Genomic DNA, 19378 nt, shown 5'->3' on the forward strand with positions numbered 1-19378 from the left:
GCTGGAAGCGCGCAGCCGAAGGCGCCGGTCGGGGTGAGGGTGAAGGTGAAGAGGACGAGGGGTGGGCGATCACGCGATCAGGTCGTGGGGGCTAAGGGGCTCGGGCGGCGGGGAGGTTGAGGTTCTCACGGTTCCCGGCGGCGTTGCGCCCACTGCTCGCGCGGTTCCTGCGGGACGCGTGGCCCCTGGGGGGCCTTCAGGGCATTCGGGTCCATGGACGGACTGCCCGTGTCCCGCGAGGACAAGGCCGGGATTCCTTCCTCCTTCTTGTGCTCGGAGCCCCGCACAGGTCGTTGACTCCTCGGTGGACACGCGGTGGCGCGGGCCAACTCACGTGCCCGGCAGAGGGCCTCGCCAGGACTTCCCACCTCGTCAAACTTGCTTTCCCCTACGGTGGACTAGACCAACTTGCGGTGTCAACCCTTCTCGGGGAGCGGGTGGAGGGCGCCGTGGCGCTCGGCGGACCGGCGGTGACCAGGGCGGGAGCGGCGGCGCCGGAACGGCCGCCGCGGCCGGCGGCGGAGCCTGCTCGAACGGGCATCCTTCCCGCCCTTTCGGGCAGGGCGACACGGGCGGCCGTCGGATGGCCGTCGCGTGGCCGTCGGGCGGTGCCGATGTCCGCCTGGCGCGCAGGCGCTCGGGCGCGACCCGGGAGGCCGTCCGCTGCGCTACCGGAGGCGGTTCTCGGGTCGGGCGACGGCGGGAGCGGTGCCGGTCGGCGAGGCCCCGGCGGCGCCCCGGTCCTCCTGGCGCTCCTGATCCTGCCGGCTTTCCGGGGCCGTCCAGGCGAGCAGCAGCCGCAGGGCGTCCTCGGACGGGCTGCCGGGCTCGGGCGCGTAGGTGATCAGCGCCTGGGTGGGGTCGTCGGCGGCGCGCAGCGTCTCGTAGGACAGTTCGAGCGTGCCGACCACCGGGTGGTGGAACCGCTTGACCCCGGACGTCTTGTCGCGCACCGGGTGCTCGGCCCACCAGCTGCGGAACTCCTGGCTCTTCACGGCGAGTTCGCCGATCAGCGCGCGCAGCCGGGGGTCGTCGGGCCGGCGGCCGGCCTCCATCCTCAGGTAGGCCACGTTCTCGCGTGCGCACGCCTCCCAATCCGCGTACAGCGAGCGGGACCCGGGGTGCAGGAAGGTGATCCTGGCGATATTGCGCGCGGCGGGCTCCAGGGCGTCGAAGTCGCCGAGCAGTGCGCTCGCGGCCCGGTTCCAGGCCAGGACGTCCATCCGCTGCCCCATCACCAGGGCCGGCAGCTCCGGCAGCGAGCGCAGCAGGGTCCTCAGCATCGGCCGGACGCCCTGCGGATGCGCCGCCGACCCCGATCCGCCGCCGCGCCGGGTGGAGCCGGACGGGCGCGCGATCCGGTGCAGGTGCCCGGTCTCCTGTTCCTCCAGGCGCAGTGCGCGGGCCAGCGCGTCGAGCACCGCGGGCGAGGCGTTGCGGACCCGCCCCTGTTCCATCCGGGTGTAGTAGTCGACGCTGACGCCGGCGAGTTCGGCGATCTCCTCGCGGCGCAGACCCGCGACCCGTCGCCGGCTGCCCGCGCCGGGCAGGCCGACCTCCTGGGGCAGCAGCCGGGCGCGTCGGGAACGCAGGAAATCGCCGAGGGCGGTCGGGGAACTCATGCTCCGATTCTGGCCGATGCCGCGGAGGCCGTGCCTGGCCCTGTCAGGACCAGGCAGGGCGGCGGGGCTGGAGGCGGCCCGGTGGCGCCGGGCCGACGGTTGGTCCCCCCGCCGGCCGGGGGTTTTCCCCCGGTCGGGATCGGAGGACGGCCCCAGCGCGGAACACCCCTGCCCCCCGCCATGATCGTTTCAGTGGCCGGGGGGTACATCGAATCGAGGAGTGATCAGCATGAGCGAGCAGAGGAACGCGATCGGCCGACGAGGGCTGCTCGCCGCGACGGCGGCGCTCGTGGCGACCGCCCTGGTGGCTCCGGCGGCCTCCGCCGCACCTGCGGCCGACCCCGCATCCGCCGGCGCCGCATCCACCACCGCGGGTGCCACGGCCGCCGACGGGCGGCAGGACGCCGCGGTGCGCGCCCTGGAGCGCGCCGCCCACCCCCTCCGGTCGACCGAACCCGGTGGTCGCACCGCCGACCTGCGGGCGCTGGGCGCGATGATCGGCGACGCCGAGGTGGTCGGGTTGGGAGAGGCCACGCACGGCTCGCACGAGTTCTTCGCGATGAAGGAACGCGTCTTCCGCTACCTGGTGGAGGAGAAGGGCTTCACCACCTTCGCGCTGGAGATGAGCTGGACGGCGGGCCTGCGGATCGACGAGTTCGTCCAGGGCGGGGCCGGCGACGCCCGGCGGATCGCGAAGGAGGAGCTTGCCGGATCCCCTTGGGAGCGCGAGGAGTTCGTCAGTCTCATCGCCTGGATGCGGTGGTACAACGATCGGCACCCCCAACGGAGGGTCCATTTCATGGGCAACGACGTCGGGGCGCCCAGGCTCGGCGACGCCGCCTTCGACCGGGTGACCTCCCACGTCCGCGCGACCCGTCCGCAGGACCTCGCGCGCCTCGAAGGGCTGTACTCGGGCCTGCGCCCCATGGACGACGTCTTCGCCTACCTGGGCCGGCCGGTCGCCGAACGCCGTCACAACGCGACCGTCGCCCAGCAGGCGCTCGACCTGGTCGTCGCGAACAAGGGAGCCGGCGGCGACGCCTACGAGTGGGCCGAGCAGCACGCCCGCAACATCGCCCAGACCTTCGCCTTCGCCTCCCTCGACCTGTCCGATCCGGAGTCGGTGTCCGCCGCGGAGCACCTTCGTGACCGGGTCATGGCCGACAACACCACCTGGTGGCACCGCCGTACCGGCGGCAGGGTGCTGCTGTCGGCGCACAACGGCCATGTGGGCTACCTGTCCTCGGACCCGGTGATGTACCCCACGACGCAGGGTGTCTACCTGCGCAATGCCCTCGGCCGGAGCTACGTCGCCGTCGGCTTCACCTTCGACCGCGGGTCCTTCCTCACCGGGACCACCCTCGGCGGGGACTGGAACAAGGTCACCGTCCCCGCGGCCACCCGCGAGATGCAGGAGTACACCCTGGACCGGGTCCGCCACCGCGACTACTACCTCGACCTGCGCACCCTGCCGGCCGCGGGCCGCAGCTGGCTCGACACCCCGCGCCCCGTCTACGAGGCCGGTTCGAGCTTCAGGAGCGACCCGCTGCCCGTCCTCGCCGTCGGTCGGGCCCACGACATCCTCGTCCACCTGCACGAGGTCCACGAGGCCGGCAAGATCTGATCACCCGCCTGCCGCCGCACCCGTGAGGCGCGGGGTCCCAAGCCCCTAGCGGTCGGCGACCCGCAGGACGATCTTGCCCTGGAGGTGGCCCTGCTCGGCGCGGCGGTGGGCGGCGGCGGCCTCCCGGAGGGGGAAGACGCTGTCGATGCCGACCCGGACCTTCCCGGCGTCGAGCAGGCCGGCCAGGGCGGCGAGGTCGCTGCCGCTGGAGCGGACCTGCCACATGGTGTCGCTGATCGCGATGCCGAGCGCGGTGGCGCGCTCGCGGTGGTAGTCGCCGAGGAAGACGGGGGCGATCCGGCCGCCGCGTCGGACGGTCGGCAGGAGGCGGTGGGCGTCGGGGCCGCCGACGGTGTCGATCAGCAGGTCGGCGTCGCGGACGACGTCCTCGGCGGGGGTGCGGGTGTAGTCGACGAAGCGGTCCACACCGAGGCCGCGCAGGAAATCCTCGTGGCGGCCGGAGGCGACGCCGATCACCTCCTCCGCACCGGCCGCCTTGACGAGTTGGAGGGCGAAGTGACCGACCCCGCCGGCGGCCCCGTTGACCAGGACGGTACGCCCCGGCCGCGACCGCAGGTGGCCGAAGACGAACTGATAGGCGGTCAGGCCCGCCATCGGGACGGCGGCGGCCTCGATGTGCCCGAGGGTGGTCGGCCGGCGCGCCAGGTGGGCGGCGGGCGCGACCGCGTACTCGGCGTAACCCGAGGGGAGGCCGGGGAAGTCGACCAGCCCGAAGACCTCGTCCCCGGGCTGCCACGCGGTGACGCCCTCGCCGAGGGCCGCGACGACACCCGAGATGTCGCTGCCCAGGATCAGTGGCGGTGCCCACGCGGGCCGAAACTCGACCGGGAAGTTCACGAACCCCCGGCGCGCGTACCAGTCGGGCGGGTTGACGCCCGCCGCGTGGACGCGCACCAGCACCTGCCCCGGCCCCGGTTCGGGCCGGGGCACCTCCTCGTACACCAGCTCCTCGGGCTCGCCGAAGGCGTGCAGCCGGACGGCGTGCATCGTTGCCGTACCCATGGTTCTCCCCACTGACCGGGCCGACCGCTCCGGGTAGAATCCGGAGCGCTGCTCCGGAAAGGAAACCGGAGCGGTGCTCCAGTTGTCAACGGGGAGGATCCGCATGCCCATCGAGCCAACCCCGGGAGCGGCGCGGGCTCCGCGCGCCGACGCCCGGCGCAACCGTGACCGCGTCCTCGAAGCGGCGGCCGAGGTCGTCGCCGAGCAGGGCACCCAGGCCTCGCTGCGGGATGTCGCCCGCCGGGCCGAGGTCGGACTCGGCACGCTCTACCGGCACTTCCCGACCAGGGACGCCCTGCTGGAGGCGCTGCTGCACCGCCGCTTCGAGCTGCTCGCCGAACGGGCCGACGCGCTCGCGGCCGCCGGCCCGCCCGAGCGTGCACTGGCCGACTGGCTGTACGAGTTCACCCTGGGCGCCGCCGCGTACCACGGCCTCCCGGCCACCCTGATGGCCACCCTGAGCGACCTCGAATCGCCCCTGCACGCCGCCTGTCTGGCGATGCGTCAGGCCGGCGGGCGGTTGCTGGAGGCCGCTCAGGGGACCGGTGACATCCGCCCGGACGTGGCCGCTGTCGACCTGTTCGCCCTGGTCAACGCCCTCGGATGGATCGCCGACCAGGCCCCGAGCCTCGCCGAGCGCCGGGAGCACCTCTTCGGTCTGGTGATGGACGGCCTGCGCCCCCGGGAGTAGGGCGGGATGCGGCGGCGGGTGGCGGCGGGCGGCGGCACCGGGGGGTCGGAATCGCGCGCGAGGGGCCGGTATCCGGATCCGAATCTGTCAATTCCCCCGATGGTGCCCGATCCGGACATTCGTGGGCGCATTTCGGCCTGGCCCTCGGGGGCCTGATTGCCAGATAAAGCAGCCCTGCCGGATCGTAGTTGGTGTAAGCACGAAGTAGGACGAGGTGATTCTTGCACCGCGGGGGTCATCGGATTCCTGTTCGATGCTGCGCCGCCCACGGTGGTGGCAAAGTGAGCTTCCGGTTCGACTGTCGAAGCAGGGGGAAACCTGTGATTTCGAGGACGAAGAAGACCGTGCGTTCCGTATCGAAATCCTGTGACGGATCGACGGGCCGGTTTCCTGCTCCGGGATATCTCCGGACATCCCGAATTCCAGGCGGGCATTCGATTTCCGCGACATGGATTCTGAGCGCCCCGGTCCATTGATGCCGGCCACGCCTTTCCCGGGGTGGTCGGCATCGGCTTTGTTATCGGTCAGCTGTCCGTTCGGCCGTTCGTTTCCGGACGTCCGGAAGTCCGTCGTCGGACATCGGACCCGGCCGGGTCGGCCCCGTCGGCCCACGGCGCCTCGGCCGGGTGACCCTCGCCCGTCCGCCCGTCGGCCCAGGTGAGGGTGGAGACGAGGGAGCGGAAGGCCGTCCGGTAGGTACGCGGGCTGGTGCCCGTGTGGTGCAGGAAGTGGTGGCGCAGGTTGGCGGGCGTACCCAGTCCGGTGCGGGCAGCGATGCGTTCGACCGGCTCGTCGCCGCGCTCCAGCAGGCGCTGTGCCCGCTGGACGCGGGCACGGAGGAGGTACTGGAGCGGGGGGAGTCCGGTCTCGGTCCGGAACCGCCTGGTCAGGCCGCGGACGGTCAGGCCCGCGTGGTCGGCGAGGTCGTGCACGGTCAGCGGGCGGTCGAGGTGCGCCTCCATCCACCGGATCGTGGGTCCGAGGCGCGAGCCGCCCCGGGCCGCCGTACCGACGGCGGCGGCGACCGGTGTGGCGGGTTCGGCGGGTTCGGCGGGCTCGTGGAGCTGGAGGAAGACCTGTCGCTCCGTCTCGACGGCGACCGCCTCGCCGTGGTCCAGAGTGATCAGCCGCAGACAGAGGTCGACCCCGCCGAGCACCCCCGCCGCGCTGAAGAACGGCGCCGCGTCCATCACCGAGCCCTCCGGGTCGACCTCGACCCGGGGGTGGCGCTCCGCCAGTTCCGCGGCGTACCGGCGGCCGGTCGCGGCCCGCCGGCCGTCGAGCAGCCCGGTGGCGGCGAGCGTGAACGTCCCCGTCCCGATCGCGCCGATCCGGCTGCCCCGGCCCGCGGCGGCCCGCAGCGCGTCGACGACCCCGGGCGGCGGCTCGGCACGGAAACCGTCGTGACCGGGGAGCAGCACGGTGTCCGCGTCCGCCAGACCCTCCAGGCCCCAGGGCGTGTCGAGCCGGAAGGGCGCCGGCGAACCCGTCGCGCGGAAGCCGGGGCCCGCGCAGTACCGCACCTCGTACGCGATGTGCGGGTGGTGCCGTACGGCGGTGCCGAAGGAGACCCCCGGTCCGGTGAGCTGGTGGCCCGGTACTCCGTCGAGGGCGGGGACTGCGATCACTGGCATGTCCGGAATTTAGCCGAGGGTGACATCGGGGCCACTGTTCCGGGCGCGGCGCGGTGCGCAGGATGGGCGGTACGCGGCGCCGGAAGCGAGGGGACGCCCGGGCCGCCACCGTCGGCGCGGCCGTAGTCCCCGCTGTCCGCACACGTCGAAGCGCCGTTTCGCGCCGCCGGGTGCCCCGGGCACCCCGGTGTACCTCTCATGCCTCCGAAGGAAGGGACCTTCCATGTCCGACATCAGCTCTCTGGCGCGCCGGGCGGCGCGTGTCGCCACCGTTGCCCTGGCCGCGACGGTGTGCGCCACCGCCATGACCGGCAGTGCCGGCGCCATCGTCAACGGGCAGGACGCCACCGGGCGTTACCCCTTCATGGCCTCGATCCCGATGACGGCTCCGACGGCGGGTCTGCTCGACGGCGTCTGCGGGGCGACCCTGATCCACCCGCAGTGGGTGCTGACGGCAGGCCACTGCGTCGACACCCGGCCCGAGGTCGGCGTGGTCCTGGACGGGACCGTCCGCATCGGCTCGGAGCACCGCAAGTCCGGCGGCACCGTCCGCGCCATCGAGCGGACGGTCACCCACCCCGGCTACGCGATCGGCGCGGGCGGGGGCGGCGCCAACAAGGACGATCTCGCGCTGATCAGGCTGGACCGGCCGGTGACCGAGCAGCCCGTCAAGATCGCCGACCGGGCGGCCCCGCCCGGCACCCCGACCCGGCTGCTCGGCTTCGGCAGCGTCGCCGACGTGGACGTCCCGCAGAACGCCGAGTTCGCCGACCGGCTCCAGCAACTGGAGACCCGTCGGGGAGCCGTCGACGAGTGCGCCCCCGGTCGCGCGGGGTGGCTGCGCCTCTGCACGGTCAGCCAGGTGCCGGGCGCCATGGCCTGCTTCGGGGACTCGGGCGGCCCGCAGCTCCAGAAGGGCAGGGGCGGACGCTGGGAGCTGGTCGGCGCCACCTCGGGCGACGGGGACACGGACCCGACCTGTTCGACGGGCCCCGGTCTCTACACCAGCGTCCCCGCGTACGCGAGCTGGATCTGGAGGACGATCCACCAGGGCGACTGACGACGGGCGACTGACGGCGGACGGCGGGCGGCGGGTCGCGCCCCGGTCCGGCCCTCGCTCCGGTGGGGGCGGGACCGGGGTCCTGAGCCCGCTTTCGACTACATTCCGGGTATGTCGGTAATCGCCGTTCTCGTGCCCGACGGGCTGCCCGGACACCACCTCACCACCCCGGGGCTGGTGTTCGGGACGGCCGCGCGCGAGCACCCGGGCGTCGCCTACGAGGTACGGCTGTGCGCCGGCCCCGGCCCCCTGGGGATCGGGCTGCCGGCGCCGCTGCCCATTGCCGTCCCGCACGGGCTGGAGGGCCTCGCCGACGCCGGCATCGTGCTGGTGCCGGGTCACGGCGGATCCCGGGCGCAGCCGCCGCCCGGGATCGTCGACGCGCTGCGGGCCGCCGCTGCCCGGGGCAGCCGGATCGGCGCGGTCGGCACGGGGGTGTTCACGCTCGCCGCCACCGGTCTGCTCGACGGCCGGCGTGCCACGACCGGCTGGCGTCACACCGAGGAACTGGCGCGGCTGCACCCCCGGATCGAGGTCGACCCGGCCGGGGCGGTGGTGGCCGACGGCCCCTTCCTCACCTCCGCCGGGATCTTCGGCGGCATGGACGTCTGCCTGCGCCTGCTGGCGCAGGACCACGGCGAACGGACGGCCGGTGAGACGTCCAGGGAGCTCCTCACGCCGCTGCTCCGGCACGCGGACCGCGTCCAGGAGGACATCGACCGCGAACTCGCGGGCAGTGCGGGCATCGAACCGACCCTGCGCTGGCTGAAGGCCCGCCTCCACCTCCCGCTGACCCCCGCCGACATCGCCGCGCACGCCGGGATCAGCGTCAGCAGCCTCAACCGCCGCTTCCGCGCCCAGGCCGGTGTCAGCCCGCCGCGCTACCTGCTGCGCCTGCGGCTGGACCGGGCCCGCGAGTTGCTCAGCGAGACCGACGAGCCGGTGGAGCGGGTGGCGGCCCTGGCCGGGTTCACGTCGGCCGCGAGCCTGCGGCAGCACTTCTCCCGGTCCACCGGCACCACGCCCCGCGCCTACCGCGCGCGACACCGGTCGGTCACGTCCCCGGCGGGGTGACCCGGGGGGAGCTGATCACGAATTCGGTCAGGCGGGGAGCCTGCGCTCCAGCCCTGTGGACCGTCGTGGTGCCGGATCAGCCCGACTGGACGGGTGTGTTCCCCCGCCGTCGCCACCAGCGGCGCGGGACGCGGCTCGCGTCGTGCCGGGCCCGTGCGGCGACCAGCCTGTCCCTGCCGGCCAAGGTGTCCGGGTGGGTGGGGCCGAGGAGCTGTTCGGCCACGGTGAGAGCGGCGGCGAGGAGCGGGATCGCGCGTTCGAGGTCGCCGGCCGAGGTGTACGCGTGGGCGAGGTCGTTGCGGGTGGTGAGGATCAGGCGGTGGGTGGGGTTCAGGGTCTCTTCGGCCAGGGCGAGGGTGTTTTCGTAGAGCGGGATGGCGCGTTCGAGGTCGCGGGCCGAGGTGTACGCGTGGGCGAGGTTGTTGCGGGTGGTGAGGGTGTGGGGGTGGGTGTCTCCGAGGAGTTGTTCGCGTTGGGCGAGGGTGTTTTCGTAGAGCGGGATGGCGCGTTCGAGGTCGCCGGCTGTGGCGTACGCGTGGGCGAGGTCGTTGCGACTCGTGAGGGTGTGGGGGTGGAGCTGGCCGAGCACCTTCTCGCGGCGGGCAAGTGTGGATTCCAGGAGTGGGACGGCACGTGCGAGATACCCGGCGGAGGCGTACGCGCGGGCGAGGTTGTTGCGGGTGGTGAGGGTGTGGGGGTGGGTGTCTCCGTGGAGTTGCTCGCGTTGGACGAGAGTGGCTTCGAGAAGGATGACGGCCTGTTGAAGGTCACCTGCCGCCTGGTAGGCGGTCGCGAGGTTGTTGCGGCTGGTCAGCGTGTCGGGGTGGGTGTCGCCGAGGGCTTCCTCGGATTGCCGGAGCGCCTCTTCCAGCAGCGGGACGGCATGGTCGAGATTGCCCGCTGCCTGATGGGCGATGCCGAGGTTGTTGCGGTAGGTCAGAGTGTGCGGGTGGGTGCGGCCGAGTCCCTGTTCGGACAGGGCGAGGTTCGTTTGGTGCAGGATGACCGCGCGTTGGAGGTCGCCCGCTACCTGGTAGGCGGTGGCGAGGTTGTTGCGGCTGCTCAGAACGTCGGGATGGTCGGCTTCTGAGGCCCGCTCGGACTCGCTGAGTGCGACCTCGAAGAGCGGGACGGCACGTTTGAGGTCTCCTGTCTCCAGGTAGGCGAAAGCGAGGTTGCTGCGGCTGGTCAGCGTGTCGGCGTGGGTGCTGCCGAGAGCCTGCGTCCGCCGGGCGAGGGTGGATTCGTGGATGGGGATGGCGTGGGCGAGGTTGCCGGCCGCGTGGTAAGCGGTGGCGAGGTCGTTGCGGCTGGTCAGCGTGTCGGGGTGGCTGGTTCCGAGAATCCGCTGGCGGTGAACGACGGCCGCCTCCAACAGGGGTATGGCGTCGGCTTCGCGGCCCGATCGACGCAAGTAGCCTGCCGCGGTGTCGTAGTGACCACTTGCCGGGTCGTCGCGGTGGCGGTGGGGAGGGGTGGTGGCGGCCAGGGCTGACAAGTGGGGTATCAGCGCGTCCCAGTCGGGGGCGGGGGTGTCCCCGGGGTCGGCGAGCGCGTCGAAGGCCCTGCTGAGGGCGAGTTCGGCTTCGGCGCGGCCGGGATGGTCGGGGGCCGTGCGCAGAACGGTCTGCACGAGGCGGTGGACGCTGACGCTCTCGCGGGTGAGGGTGATCATGCTGTAGGTACGGAGCAGCGCGAGCGCGTCGTGCAGGGCCTCCTCCTCGTCGACGGAGTGTCGGAGGAGTGCGACGGGGATGCCGTCGGGTGCCAGCCACGCGAGGGTGCTCAGAAGGGTGACGGCGAGCGGGTTGCGATTGTGGAGGGTCTGTACCGTGCGGGCCCAGATCCTGGCGATGGTGCGTTCGGGGTCCGTCCCGTCCGCGGCCTTGTGGAGCTTGGTGTCGAGGCTTCGGCGATACGCGTCGATGGTGACGGTCGGGTGTTCGGCGAGGTAGGCGCCGGCCTGGTCCAGGGCGAGCGGCAGGTAGCCGAACTCGGCGGCGAGAGTCGCGGCGTCGTGCCGTTCACGGGGGCCGGGTGTGCGGTCTCCCATCGAGAGAGTGAGGAGGAGTTCGGCGGCTCGGTCGGGGGCGAGCGCACCGAGTTCGTAGGTGGGGATGGAGCGTGGCCAGCCGGTGGTGCGGCGGGTGGTGATGAGGTGGTGGCCACCGGCGAGCGCGCCGATGTAGGGGTCGAGGTCTCGCGGGGCTTCGGCGTTGTCGAAGACGAGCAGCCAGCGCGGGTGCCAGTGGAGCCAGGCTGTGGCCCAGGCGACGCACTCCTTCTCGGTGGCCTTGCCGGCCCAGGAGGGATAGAGAAGGACGGAGAGGGCGGCGAGGGACTGTTCGATCCGGTTGGGGGATTCGGCGTTGACCCACCAGATGAGCGCGTAGTCCTGGCGGTGCCGGTGGGCGTACATCAGGGCGAGGGTGGTCTTGCCGATGCCCCCGAGGCCGTGGACGGTCGGTGGTTGGCTGACGGCCGTGCCGCCGTCGGTCGTGAGGACGCGGCGCAGCCACGTGAGCTCGTCGTCGCGGCCGATGCAGATCGGCCGGGGTGCGAGGTTGCCGGCACCGGGCGGTGCGACGATGTCCCGGGCGGCGTTGAGGACATCGGCGGGCAGTGCGACGTGCACGTCGCCGCTGAAGGCCGCACCGATGGACTCGGCCGCAACTGCGCGGTGGCCCGAAGCGGTGATCGGTCGATTCGGTTCGGTCACGACGCGCTCGCCGTGACGACCGCTCGTGCGGCGCTCAACAGTTCCACCCCGAGGAGAAGTCGGCCGAAGCTTGGCGGCCATTGTCGCACCCGGTGCGGTCGTTCGACGCCCGAACTCGGTCGAGTAGCTTGAGTGGTGGCGGGGTTCAGCGGGTTCAGCGGGGACATGGGCGGCGTGCGGCGGTGGACAGGGGGCCGGTCGTCGCGGCGGGGGAGGGTTCAAGGCTGTCCCGGTTTCCCCGTTCGGCTGGTGACGGTCGGATTCCCGGGCGTTCCGGCCGGGTTGGGCGTTGGCGTGCGGCTATGACCGAGCTTGTCCGCCGGGCCGGGGCGCCGGGGCCACCGGAAGTGGGGTCCGTCGGGGAGATCAGCCCAGGGAGACGGCCTCGACCTCGCGGCGCCCGTTGGTGAAGTAGAGGACCCCGTCGAGCAGCGCGGGCGTGCCGTTCGGGCCCAGGCTCATGGGGTAGGACGGGCACAGTGCTCGCCCGGTCGCCGCGTTCCTGGTCGTCAGACCGGTGTGCCCGATGGTGTGGACGGTTCCGTCCGTGACGAAGGGCGCGACGAGCAGGGTCCCCTTCTTCGGTCTGTCGGGCCACACCCTGTGCCCGGTGGCCGGCTCCACCGCGGTGAGCGTGTTCGCGTGCGCGACCAGGAGGGCGAGGCCCTCCGCCACGGTCGGCGGGCAGGTGATGTCGGGGGCGCTCCATCTGGTCCGGCCGTCCTCGGCCGCCACGGCGTGCAGTTGACGGTCCTCGGTGCGCAGGAAGACCGTGTCACCCGCGACCGTGAGGTCCGCGGGTGCGCCCTCGAACCACGCGGATCTCCATCGCAGGGAGCCGGTCGCCGCGTCGACGGCGGCGAGGCGGAGGTGTGGCGACACCGTCTCGATCACGTGGACGGTCCGGGTGGACACCGACCACACCTTGGACAGCGGTGCGGCCGTCGGGTACAGCCAGTGCCCGCTCCCGTCCTCCTCGTGCAGTGCCGCCAGGCAGTCCGGGCCGCGTCCGGTACCGGGCGCCCTGGACCCAAGCGCGTAGACGTGACCAGCCGCTGCTCGTGGCGCGGAGACGATGTGACAGGCCATTCCCGTCATGGTCCAGCGCCGTTCCCTTCGGCGCAGGTCCATCGCCACGACGAGGCCGTCCGGGCCGACCGTGAGGACGGTCCCGCCGGCGACGCTCGTCCTGCCGTCGTGGAGCGTGAGGTGGGGGCTCCAGCGATGCTGCCGTCTGGTGTGCAGATCGACCGTGTTGACCTGCCGGTTCAGTCCCTGGAAGCAGAGTTGTCCCGTGCCCAGGTGGGGGCTGGAGTCGGTCGCGGCCATGACGAGGGACCGCCGGTGCCCGTCGCCGGAGTCGAGGACGTGGAGACGGGTTCCCTCACGCACCACGAGGGAGCCGTCCAGGATCAACGGCTGGTGGACCGGGGGCAGTTCGGACCTGTCCTGGCCCGCCCGGGTGCCGATGGGGACCGGCCCCCACGCCCGTGCGGGGCGCTTGCGGCCGGGCTCCTTCCGGCTCCCCACGGGGGCCTTGCGCGATGCCGGCCGTGGTACGTGGTCGGGCCCTGGCGGGTGCGGCGACGAGATGACCGGCTCGGGGTCAAGGCCTGTACCCGGCCCCGGGCCGACCACGGTGACGCTGATGTGCTGGGCCTGGAACACGTGGCCGTGCACGGTCGCGTGGCCGGAGACCCGGTTGGTCACCGGGGTCGGGTTCGCACGCTTTCCCGTACTGCCCATCGGCGGATGCTCCCCGTGCCCTGCGTAGTGCGACCATCGGACACCCACACCTACTCGATCCGGCCCGGTGCCCGCCAATCCACCGGTGCCCCGACCGGCGTCGCTCTGCCGCAGCGTCACCGGCCGTTCGCCGGCGGTCCGGCAGACCCGCAGGTCGGAAGGGCGAGACGGCGTCGTCGAGGTCCGGTCGGGCCTCGACATCCAGTTCGATCACCGTTCGTCGGTCCGGTCGTCAGGCTTGCCGAGGGGCCCGACACGACGCGGGCGGGCGTCGACCTGTCGCGGCCGGGACCGGCCCGCACCGGTTCGGGTCCCGGCTGTCGACCCCGAGTGCTGCCGTCGGCGAGTGGCGTGCGTCCGGCGATCGGTCCGGCGTGACGACGGGGCGGCTGTTCCCGTCGAATGCCTTGCCTGCCAAGGGATGTGGCGTTCTCGGATCCTCGGCACGGCACTACAGTGAGACGATGACATCTCTGCCGGAAGACCTGCCGCGACGGATCGGCGAAGGCGACCGTGACGCGGGCGTGCGGCGTCTTCAGGAGGCCTATGCCGAAGGGCATCTCTCGCACGAGGAGATGGATGCGCGCTTGCATCAGGCCCTCACCGCCACCACGCACGGCGAACTCGTCGAGGCCCTCGGCTCGCTCCCGGCGGAGCCCGCGGGAACCGCGTCCACGATCGGTGCCGTCAGTGGGCGGATCAAGCGGCGCGGTGTGTGGCGGGTGCCTCGGTTCCTCAAGGTCGAATCCGCACTCGGCCGGGTGCATCTGGACCTCTCCCGGGCGGTGATCGAGCATCCGGTTGTCGACATCGAGCTGCAACTCGGCACCGGCAGGGCCAGGATCACGGTTCCTCGGGACTCGACCGTCGAGTTCGAGGCGCTGCGCGCCGGGTGGAAGGACACGCGGTACCGGCGGCCCGGGCGGCGCTCCGGCCCGGCGGCGGTCGGCGGGCCGACGATCCGGATCTCCGGGGCGATGGGGATGGGACGGTTGAAGATCCGCCACGCGTGGCGTTGAGGCCCCTGCCCGGTTCCGCCGGGCCCCGTTCGGCCCCGGAGACCGGTGGCGACAGGGGCGGCCGCAGCGGGCAGGATGGGCGGGTGGACACGGTGACCATCAGCGACGAAGACCGGCGACTTCTCGGAGCCTGGGCGGCCGACTGTGCCGAGCGGGTGCTGCCGTTGTTCGAGGCGAAGTCCCCGGCCGACCCCCGCCCCCGTGAGGCCGTCGAGGGCATCCGGGTCTTCACCCGCGACGGGAGGCGGACGGCCGGGCTGCGTTCGGTCGCCGTCGCGGCCCTCGCGGCCGCCCGGGAGGTGGGCGACCCGGTCGCCACGGCGGCCGCCCGCGCCGCGGGCTACGCGGCGGCGAGCCCCTACATCCACCCGATCGCCACCCCGCACCAGGCGAAGCACGCGCTCGCGCCGGCGATGTACGCGGCGCTCGCCCGTGAGCTGGCGGCGGACGGCGACACCGGCGTGGGGGACGAGGAGCTCCGGCTGGCGATCGAGCACGCGCCGCAGGCGGTCGCGGACATCGTGCGGCAGATGCCGGTCTTCGTCCCCGGCCGCAGCAGGCTGGACGCGTTCCGCGACCGGCTCGAAACCGCGCTGCGGGGCTGAGCGGGCAAGCGGAGAGGGCGTCCCGAGCCGGTCCCGGTCCCGCTCCCGGTCCCGGCCGCGCCCCACAGGCCGCTGCTCCCGCTGACGCTGACTCGGATCGCTCCCGCTGAAAGGGGGTTGGGTGCGGCGGCTCCCAGGGGCCCGACGCCGCGCAAACCTCCACATCCGCCCCTGTGGCGCAGATCACTTCAGATGCAGAACCTGCGCGCCGGATCCGTCGTCTGGCTGGTGTGAGATCACGCAGGAGAGCACTGGACCAGCTGGACGAGGAACGCCTCCTCCGGCTGGTCGCCAAGGGTGACCGCGGGGCGTTCGACGAGCTGTACCGGCGCACGTCGCCGTGGCTGGCGGTGCGGCTGCGCCGTCGCTGCGCGGACGAGCAGATCGTCGCCGAGGTCATGCAGGAGACCTATCTGGCGGTGTGGCGCGCGGCCGGCGCGTTCGCCGGGAGTGCGGTCGGCGGGTCGGCCGTCGGGTGGCTGTGGACGATCGCGGCGCGCCGCCTCGTCGACGCGTTCCGGCGCCGCGCCCACCACGCCGAACCGCCGGTCGCCGCCGCCGGGTCGGCCGTGGTGCCCGCGGCGGAGGACGAGGTGCTCGCGCGGACCGTCGGCGGCGACGTCGGCGACGCCCTGCGGCAACTGGCGCCGGAACTGCGACAGGTGCTGCAGGCCATGGTGCTCGACGGGCTCTCCGTCCGGGAGACGGCCATCCTGCTCAAACTGCCCGAAGGCACGGTCAAGACCCGTGCCCGACGGGCCCGGATCGCGATGCGGGAGGCGATGGCATGAGCGCGGACCATGCGTCGATGCGGTTGATCGACGAGTACGCACGCGGTGACACGACGATGGCCGCGGACACGGTGTGGGCGCTGGAGGCCCATCTGGAGACCTGCGCGACGTGCCGCGGCCGCCTGTCGACGGCCGTGGAGACCGGGGTGCCCGGCATCGCCGCGCTCGTCGACACCGTCCGGGCCGGCCTGGAACCGCAGCTGGACGCCGCCGTCAGGGCGCCCGCGCGGCGGTACCGCCCGAGGTGGGTGTCGGCCTGGATGACACCGGCGATGGCCCCGTGGCTGGCCATGATCGTCACGGTGGTCGTGGTGGCGCTGGTGCTGGACGTGGCCGGTCCGCCGTCGCTCTTCGGTGACGCCTCGCCCGTGCTGCTGGTCGCGCCCGTGCTGCCGCTGTGCGGTGTCGCCGCCTCGTGGTCGCGGGGCCTGGATCCGATGTACGAACTGACGGCCTCGACCGCCCGGGCCGGTCTGCCCCTGCTGCTCCGACGCACCACGGCGGTCCTCCTCGTGGCCCTGCCCGGACTCCTGGTGGAGGGGTGGCTGACCGGTGCCATGACGGCCGCCCAGTGGTTGCTGCCCTCGCTGGTCTTCACCTCCACGGCCCTCGCACTGGGCAGCGTCGTCGGCGTGAGCCGCGCCGCCGCCGCGCTGGTGGCCGTCTGGGGCGCCGTCATCGTCGGACCGGCCTGGGCCACCGGTCGCGTCCCCCTCGCCCTGGAGCCGGACCGGTTGCCCCTGTGGGGACTGCTCCTCGCCCTCGGTGTCGGCGCCGTGATCGCCCGCAGAAACGCGTACTCGACGCTGTGAGGACCCGGCGCGACGCCGCAAAGCCCAGCGCAATGCTTCGAAACCCATGTTGACCCTCGGAAGGACCCACCGCATGACACCCACGACGAGCGCGGTCGACACCGCGCCGAAGACCTACGCCTGGGAGGTCCGGGCCGCCGGCCTGAGGGTCCGGGCCGGGCGGAAGATGGCCGTCGACGGGCTCGACCTCTCCCTGGGCACCGGAACCCACGGCCTCCTGGGGCCCAACGGTGCGGGCAAGACCACCCTGATCCGGGCGCTGGCCACCGTGCTGCGCCCCGCCGGGGGCGAACTGGAGCTGCTCGGCAGCTCCGCGGGCGGGATCGGCGACCACCGGGCGCTGCGCCGCCGGATCGGCTACCTGCCGCAGGAGTTCGGCTACTACAAGCGCTTCACGGTGCGCGAGTTCGTCGAGTACATGGCCTGGTTGAAGGAGGTCCCGAAGGCGGACATCCCCGCGGCCGTCCAGCGGGCCGTGGAACGGGTGGGCCTGGCGGACCGCGCCGACCAGCGGATGAAGACCCTGTCCGGCGGCATGGTGCGACGGGCCGGCATAGCCCAGGCCATCGTCAACGACCCCGTGCTGCTGCTGCTGGACGAGCCGACGGTCGGCCTGGACCCGGCACAGCGGCTGCGCTTCCGTGAGCTGCTCCAGGAGTTGGGCCGCGACACCTGTGTGGTCGTCTCCACCCACCTGGTCGAGGACGTCGCGGCCGCCTGTTCCGACGTGGTGCTCTTCGCGGACGGCCGGCTCGTCTTCCAGGGCCCACCGGAGGTCCTGGCCGCGGCGGGCACCTCCGAGTACCCGGGCGACAGCCCTCTGGAGCGCGGCTACTCGGCGCTGCTCAGCAACTCCGAGCGGCCGGGGGGCACCTGGTGAACGGACGTGTGCTGCGGACCGAGCTGAGGCGCTCGGCCGCCCCGTGGGGAGGCATCCTCGTCCTGGGGTGCAGTCTGGCGGTCCTCTGTCTGATCAACGGGGTCTGGTGGCAGGGCACCACGGGGTGGACGGCCCAGTGGACCCCCATGGCCCTGTGGACCCGGTACCTGCTGGGCTTCTGGTGGCCGCTGGTGGTGGGCCTCGGGGCGCTGTACGGGCTGCGCGACTCCCGTTCGCGGATGGGTGAACTGCTGATGACCACGCCGCGCCCGGCCTGGCGCCGTGCGGCACTGCCGGCCGGTGCGACGGCGCTCGCGCTGGTGGCGGGTTTCGGCCTCCTCGTCCTCGTGGGCGGCATCCAGGTGGCCCTCGGTGACACCACCTACCTGCCCTTCGGCTGGCTGCCGATCTCGCTGGTGGCGGTGCTGGCCCTGGTCGCGGGCGCCGTGTTCGGGATGGGCGTCGCGCGGGCCCTGCCCTTCGCGCTCACCCCGCCGGCCCTGGTGCTGGTCGTCCTCGTGGTGCTGAACGGCCTGCTGCGGACGGTCGTCGAGGGGGAACGGCCGGCCAGCCGAGCGCCGAACCGGCTCGCCCTGCTGTCACCCGTGCCCCCGGAACCGCGGGAGATGCTGCTGACCCTGTCCGGCTCCGTGCACGTCGGTCAGGCGCTCTGGCTGCTCGGTCTGCTCGCCACCGGCTTCGCGCTGCTGGTGGCCGCGACCCGCCGGACCCGTCTGCTCGCGCTGGCACCCGTCCTGGCCGGCGCGGCCCTGGCCCTGCTGGTCCTGCCGGCCCAGCCGCGCGACACCTACGTCGTCGACCGGGCCGCCGCGACCCTGGTCTGCGATGGCCCGGTGTGCGTGACGGAGGCGAACCGGTACCGCCTGCCGGAGCTGGCGCCGCACGGCAAGGAGGCGTTGCGCCTCTTGCACGAGGCCTTGGGCGACAAGGCGCCGGGCTCGGTGCGGGAGGACACCGCACTGCGTGCGCTCGGCGAGAACCGCCCGCTCTCCGCCGACGTGGTGCTGGTCGACTTCGACGAGACACTGATGGGCCGTGCGACGGGCAAGGACCTGACCCGCGTCCTGGTCGCCCAGGGCCTGGCACCGAACTGCTACGGACACAACGCCCGGGAGGGTGGGGGACTGGGCGATGTCGCCGCCCAGAGCCTCGCCGCGAGCTGGGCCCTCGGTGAGCCCCGCCTCGAACCGCTGGAGCCGAAGGAGGCCGACGAGTACTCGCGCAGGGCATGGGCGAGGGCCGATGCGGCCTGGGAGAAGCTGACGGCGCTGTCGCCGGCCGAGCAACGCGCGCGGATGGCCGAGGTGCACGCCGACTCCCTCTCCTGCGTGCCGGGTGACCCGTTCTCGGCCCTGGTGGGAGAGGCGTCCTGATGAGATGGCTGACGCTGTACGCACGTTCACGCCAGGTGCCCGTGTCGGCCGCCGTGGTCACGCTCACCGCACTGGTCCTGTGGTCCCTCGCGCCGGGCAGCGGCGAGGGCCCGATGGACCTGTCGACCGTGGTCCTGGTGCTCACCGCGAACGTGGCGGCCGCCGCCCTGGGGCTCGGCGGGCAGGACGCCGCGTTGGACCGGACGGCCGCGATCCGGTGGATACCCCGCCGGGCCGCGCACGTACTGCTGATCGGCACGGTCGCCGGTGCGGCGCTGCTGGCGGTCCAGGCGGCCGGCCCTGAGCTCGCTCCCGCCGCGGTCGTCGCCCGGGACAGCGCCGGCATGGTCGGCCTGGCCGCGCTCGGGGCGACGGTGTGCGGGGCGCAGTACGCGTGGGCCCTGCCGACCGGCTGGCTCGGGATCATCCTCTTCGGCACGGTGCCGGCCGGCCGGGTGGGAGAGGTGCTGGGGTGGATGCTCATGCCGCCCGGCACCACGGTGGCCACCTGGACGGCGCTGAGCCTGCTGGTGACCGGCACCGTGCTGTACGCCGTGGTGGGATCGCGACGGTAACGGCCGCCCGCGCCGCCGCGAGCGCCCCGGCCCGCCCCGACCCCCGGCCCGCTCCTCGATCGAGGAGCGGGCCGGGGGGGGTGGGTAGGTGCCCGCGGGCGCGCGCGGC

The 19378-nt window shown here is 73.2% G+C and carries 16 protein-coding genes; 11 read left to right on the top strand and 5 right to left on the bottom strand.

The window, feature by feature from the left end:
* Positions 1 to 668: 668 nt before the first annotated feature.
* Complete coding sequence (locus AB0J08_RS30590; RefSeq protein WP_360641096.1) at positions 669 to 1622, bottom strand: helix-turn-helix transcriptional regulator; 954 nt, start codon at positions 1620 to 1622, stop codon at positions 669 to 671.
* A gap of 229 nt (positions 1623 to 1851) precedes the next feature.
* On the opposite strand from AB0J08_RS30590, the gene AB0J08_RS30595 reads away from it, so the two are divergent.
* Positions 1852 to 3246, top strand: coding sequence for an erythromycin esterase family protein (locus AB0J08_RS30595; RefSeq protein WP_360641097.1), 1395 nt, complete (start codon positions 1852 to 1854; stop codon positions 3244 to 3246).
* Between the two features lie 45 nt (positions 3247 to 3291).
* Here AB0J08_RS30595 and AB0J08_RS30600 read toward each other — a convergent pair whose 3' ends face one another.
* Positions 3292 to 4269 carry an NADP-dependent oxidoreductase gene (locus tag AB0J08_RS30600; protein ID WP_360641098.1) on the bottom strand — a complete coding sequence of 326 codons (978 nt, stop codon included), beginning with the start codon at positions 4267 to 4269 and terminating at the stop codon, positions 3292 to 3294.
* Between the two features lie 103 nt (positions 4270 to 4372).
* Between AB0J08_RS30600 and AB0J08_RS30605 the strand changes: the two genes are divergently transcribed.
* On the top strand, positions 4373 to 4960 hold the full coding sequence (locus AB0J08_RS30605; RefSeq protein WP_360641099.1) for a helix-turn-helix domain-containing protein: 588 nt from the start codon (positions 4373 to 4375) through the stop codon (positions 4958 to 4960).
* 524 nt (positions 4961 to 5484) lie between these two features.
* Here the strand turns inward: AB0J08_RS30605 and AB0J08_RS30610 are convergent.
* Positions 5485 to 6594 (bottom strand): helix-turn-helix domain-containing protein, encoded by a 1110-nt coding sequence (locus AB0J08_RS30610; protein WP_360641100.1) that lies wholly within the window; start codon positions 6592 to 6594, stop codon positions 5485 to 5487.
* A gap of 223 nt (positions 6595 to 6817) precedes the next feature.
* Between AB0J08_RS30610 and AB0J08_RS30615 the strand changes: the two genes are divergently transcribed.
* Together AB0J08_RS30615 and AB0J08_RS30620 are read left to right on the top strand one after the other, a co-directional pair.
* The gene (locus AB0J08_RS30615) at positions 6818 to 7654 is read left to right on the top strand and encodes a serine protease (RefSeq protein ID WP_360641101.1); all 837 of its coding nucleotides are present in this window, start codon (positions 6818 to 6820) and stop codon (positions 7652 to 7654) included.
* Positions 7655 to 7765: 111 nt separating this feature from the next.
* The gene (locus tag AB0J08_RS30620; RefSeq protein ID WP_360641102.1) at positions 7766 to 8728 is read left to right on the top strand and encodes a helix-turn-helix domain-containing protein; all 963 of its coding nucleotides are present in this window, start codon (positions 7766 to 7768) and stop codon (positions 8726 to 8728) included.
* 76 nt (positions 8729 to 8804) lie between these two features.
* Here the strand turns inward: AB0J08_RS30620 and AB0J08_RS30625 are convergent, their stop codons facing one another.
* Both AB0J08_RS30625 and AB0J08_RS30630 read right to left on the bottom strand, forming a co-directional pair.
* Positions 8805 to 11447, bottom strand: a complete 2643-nt coding sequence (locus tag AB0J08_RS30625; protein ID WP_360641103.1) for a tetratricopeptide repeat protein — start codon at positions 11445 to 11447, stop codon at positions 8805 to 8807.
* 366 nt (positions 11448 to 11813) lie between these two features.
* Positions 11814 to 13193: a PQQ-binding-like beta-propeller repeat protein gene (locus AB0J08_RS30630; protein ID WP_360641104.1), complete on the bottom strand. Its 1380-nt coding sequence runs from the start codon at positions 13191 to 13193 to the stop codon at positions 11814 to 11816.
* A 464-nt stretch (positions 13194 to 13657) separates the two neighbouring features.
* On the opposite strand from AB0J08_RS30630, the gene AB0J08_RS30635 reads away from it, so the two are divergent.
* From AB0J08_RS30635 to AB0J08_RS30665, 7 genes are all read left to right on the top strand, one after another.
* Entirely contained in the window at positions 13658 to 14212 is a 555-nt protein-coding gene (locus AB0J08_RS30635; RefSeq protein ID WP_360641105.1) for a DUF1707 domain-containing protein, read from the top strand.
* Positions 14213 to 14295: 83 nt separating this feature from the next.
* Complete coding sequence (locus AB0J08_RS30640) at positions 14296 to 14817, top strand: putative immunity protein (protein WP_360641106.1); 522 nt, start codon at positions 14296 to 14298, stop codon at positions 14815 to 14817.
* A 230-nt stretch (positions 14818 to 15047) separates the two neighbouring features.
* A complete protein-coding gene (locus AB0J08_RS30645) occupies positions 15048 to 15608 on the top strand; it encodes an RNA polymerase sigma factor (RefSeq protein ID WP_360641107.1) in 561 nt (186 codons plus the stop codon).
* Positions 15605 to 16420 (top strand): zf-HC2 domain-containing protein, encoded by an 816-nt coding sequence (locus AB0J08_RS30650; RefSeq protein WP_360641108.1) that lies wholly within the window; start codon positions 15605 to 15607, stop codon positions 16418 to 16420. Before AB0J08_RS30645 ends, AB0J08_RS30650 begins: the two co-directional genes overlap by 4 nt.
* Positions 16421 to 16493: 73 nt before the next feature.
* Positions 16494 to 17300 carry an ABC transporter ATP-binding protein gene (locus AB0J08_RS30655; protein ID WP_360641109.1) on the top strand — a complete coding sequence of 269 codons (807 nt, stop codon included), beginning with the start codon at positions 16494 to 16496 and terminating at the stop codon, positions 17298 to 17300.
* Complete coding sequence (locus AB0J08_RS30660; protein ID WP_360641110.1) at positions 17297 to 18694, top strand: hypothetical protein; 1398 nt, start codon at positions 17297 to 17299, stop codon at positions 18692 to 18694. The genes AB0J08_RS30655 and AB0J08_RS30660 overlap by 4 nt, the downstream gene beginning before the upstream one ends.
* Positions 18694 to 19269, top strand: a complete 576-nt coding sequence (locus tag AB0J08_RS30665; protein WP_360641111.1) for a hypothetical protein — start codon at positions 18694 to 18696, stop codon at positions 19267 to 19269. Before AB0J08_RS30660 ends, AB0J08_RS30665 begins: the two co-directional genes overlap by 1 nt.
* The last annotated feature ends 109 nt before the right edge of the window (positions 19270 to 19378 follow it).

It is taken from the genome of Kitasatospora sp. NPDC050463, from assembly GCF_040655255.1.
Classification (GTDB): Bacteria; Actinomycetota; Actinomycetes; order Streptomycetales; family Streptomycetaceae; genus Kitasatospora.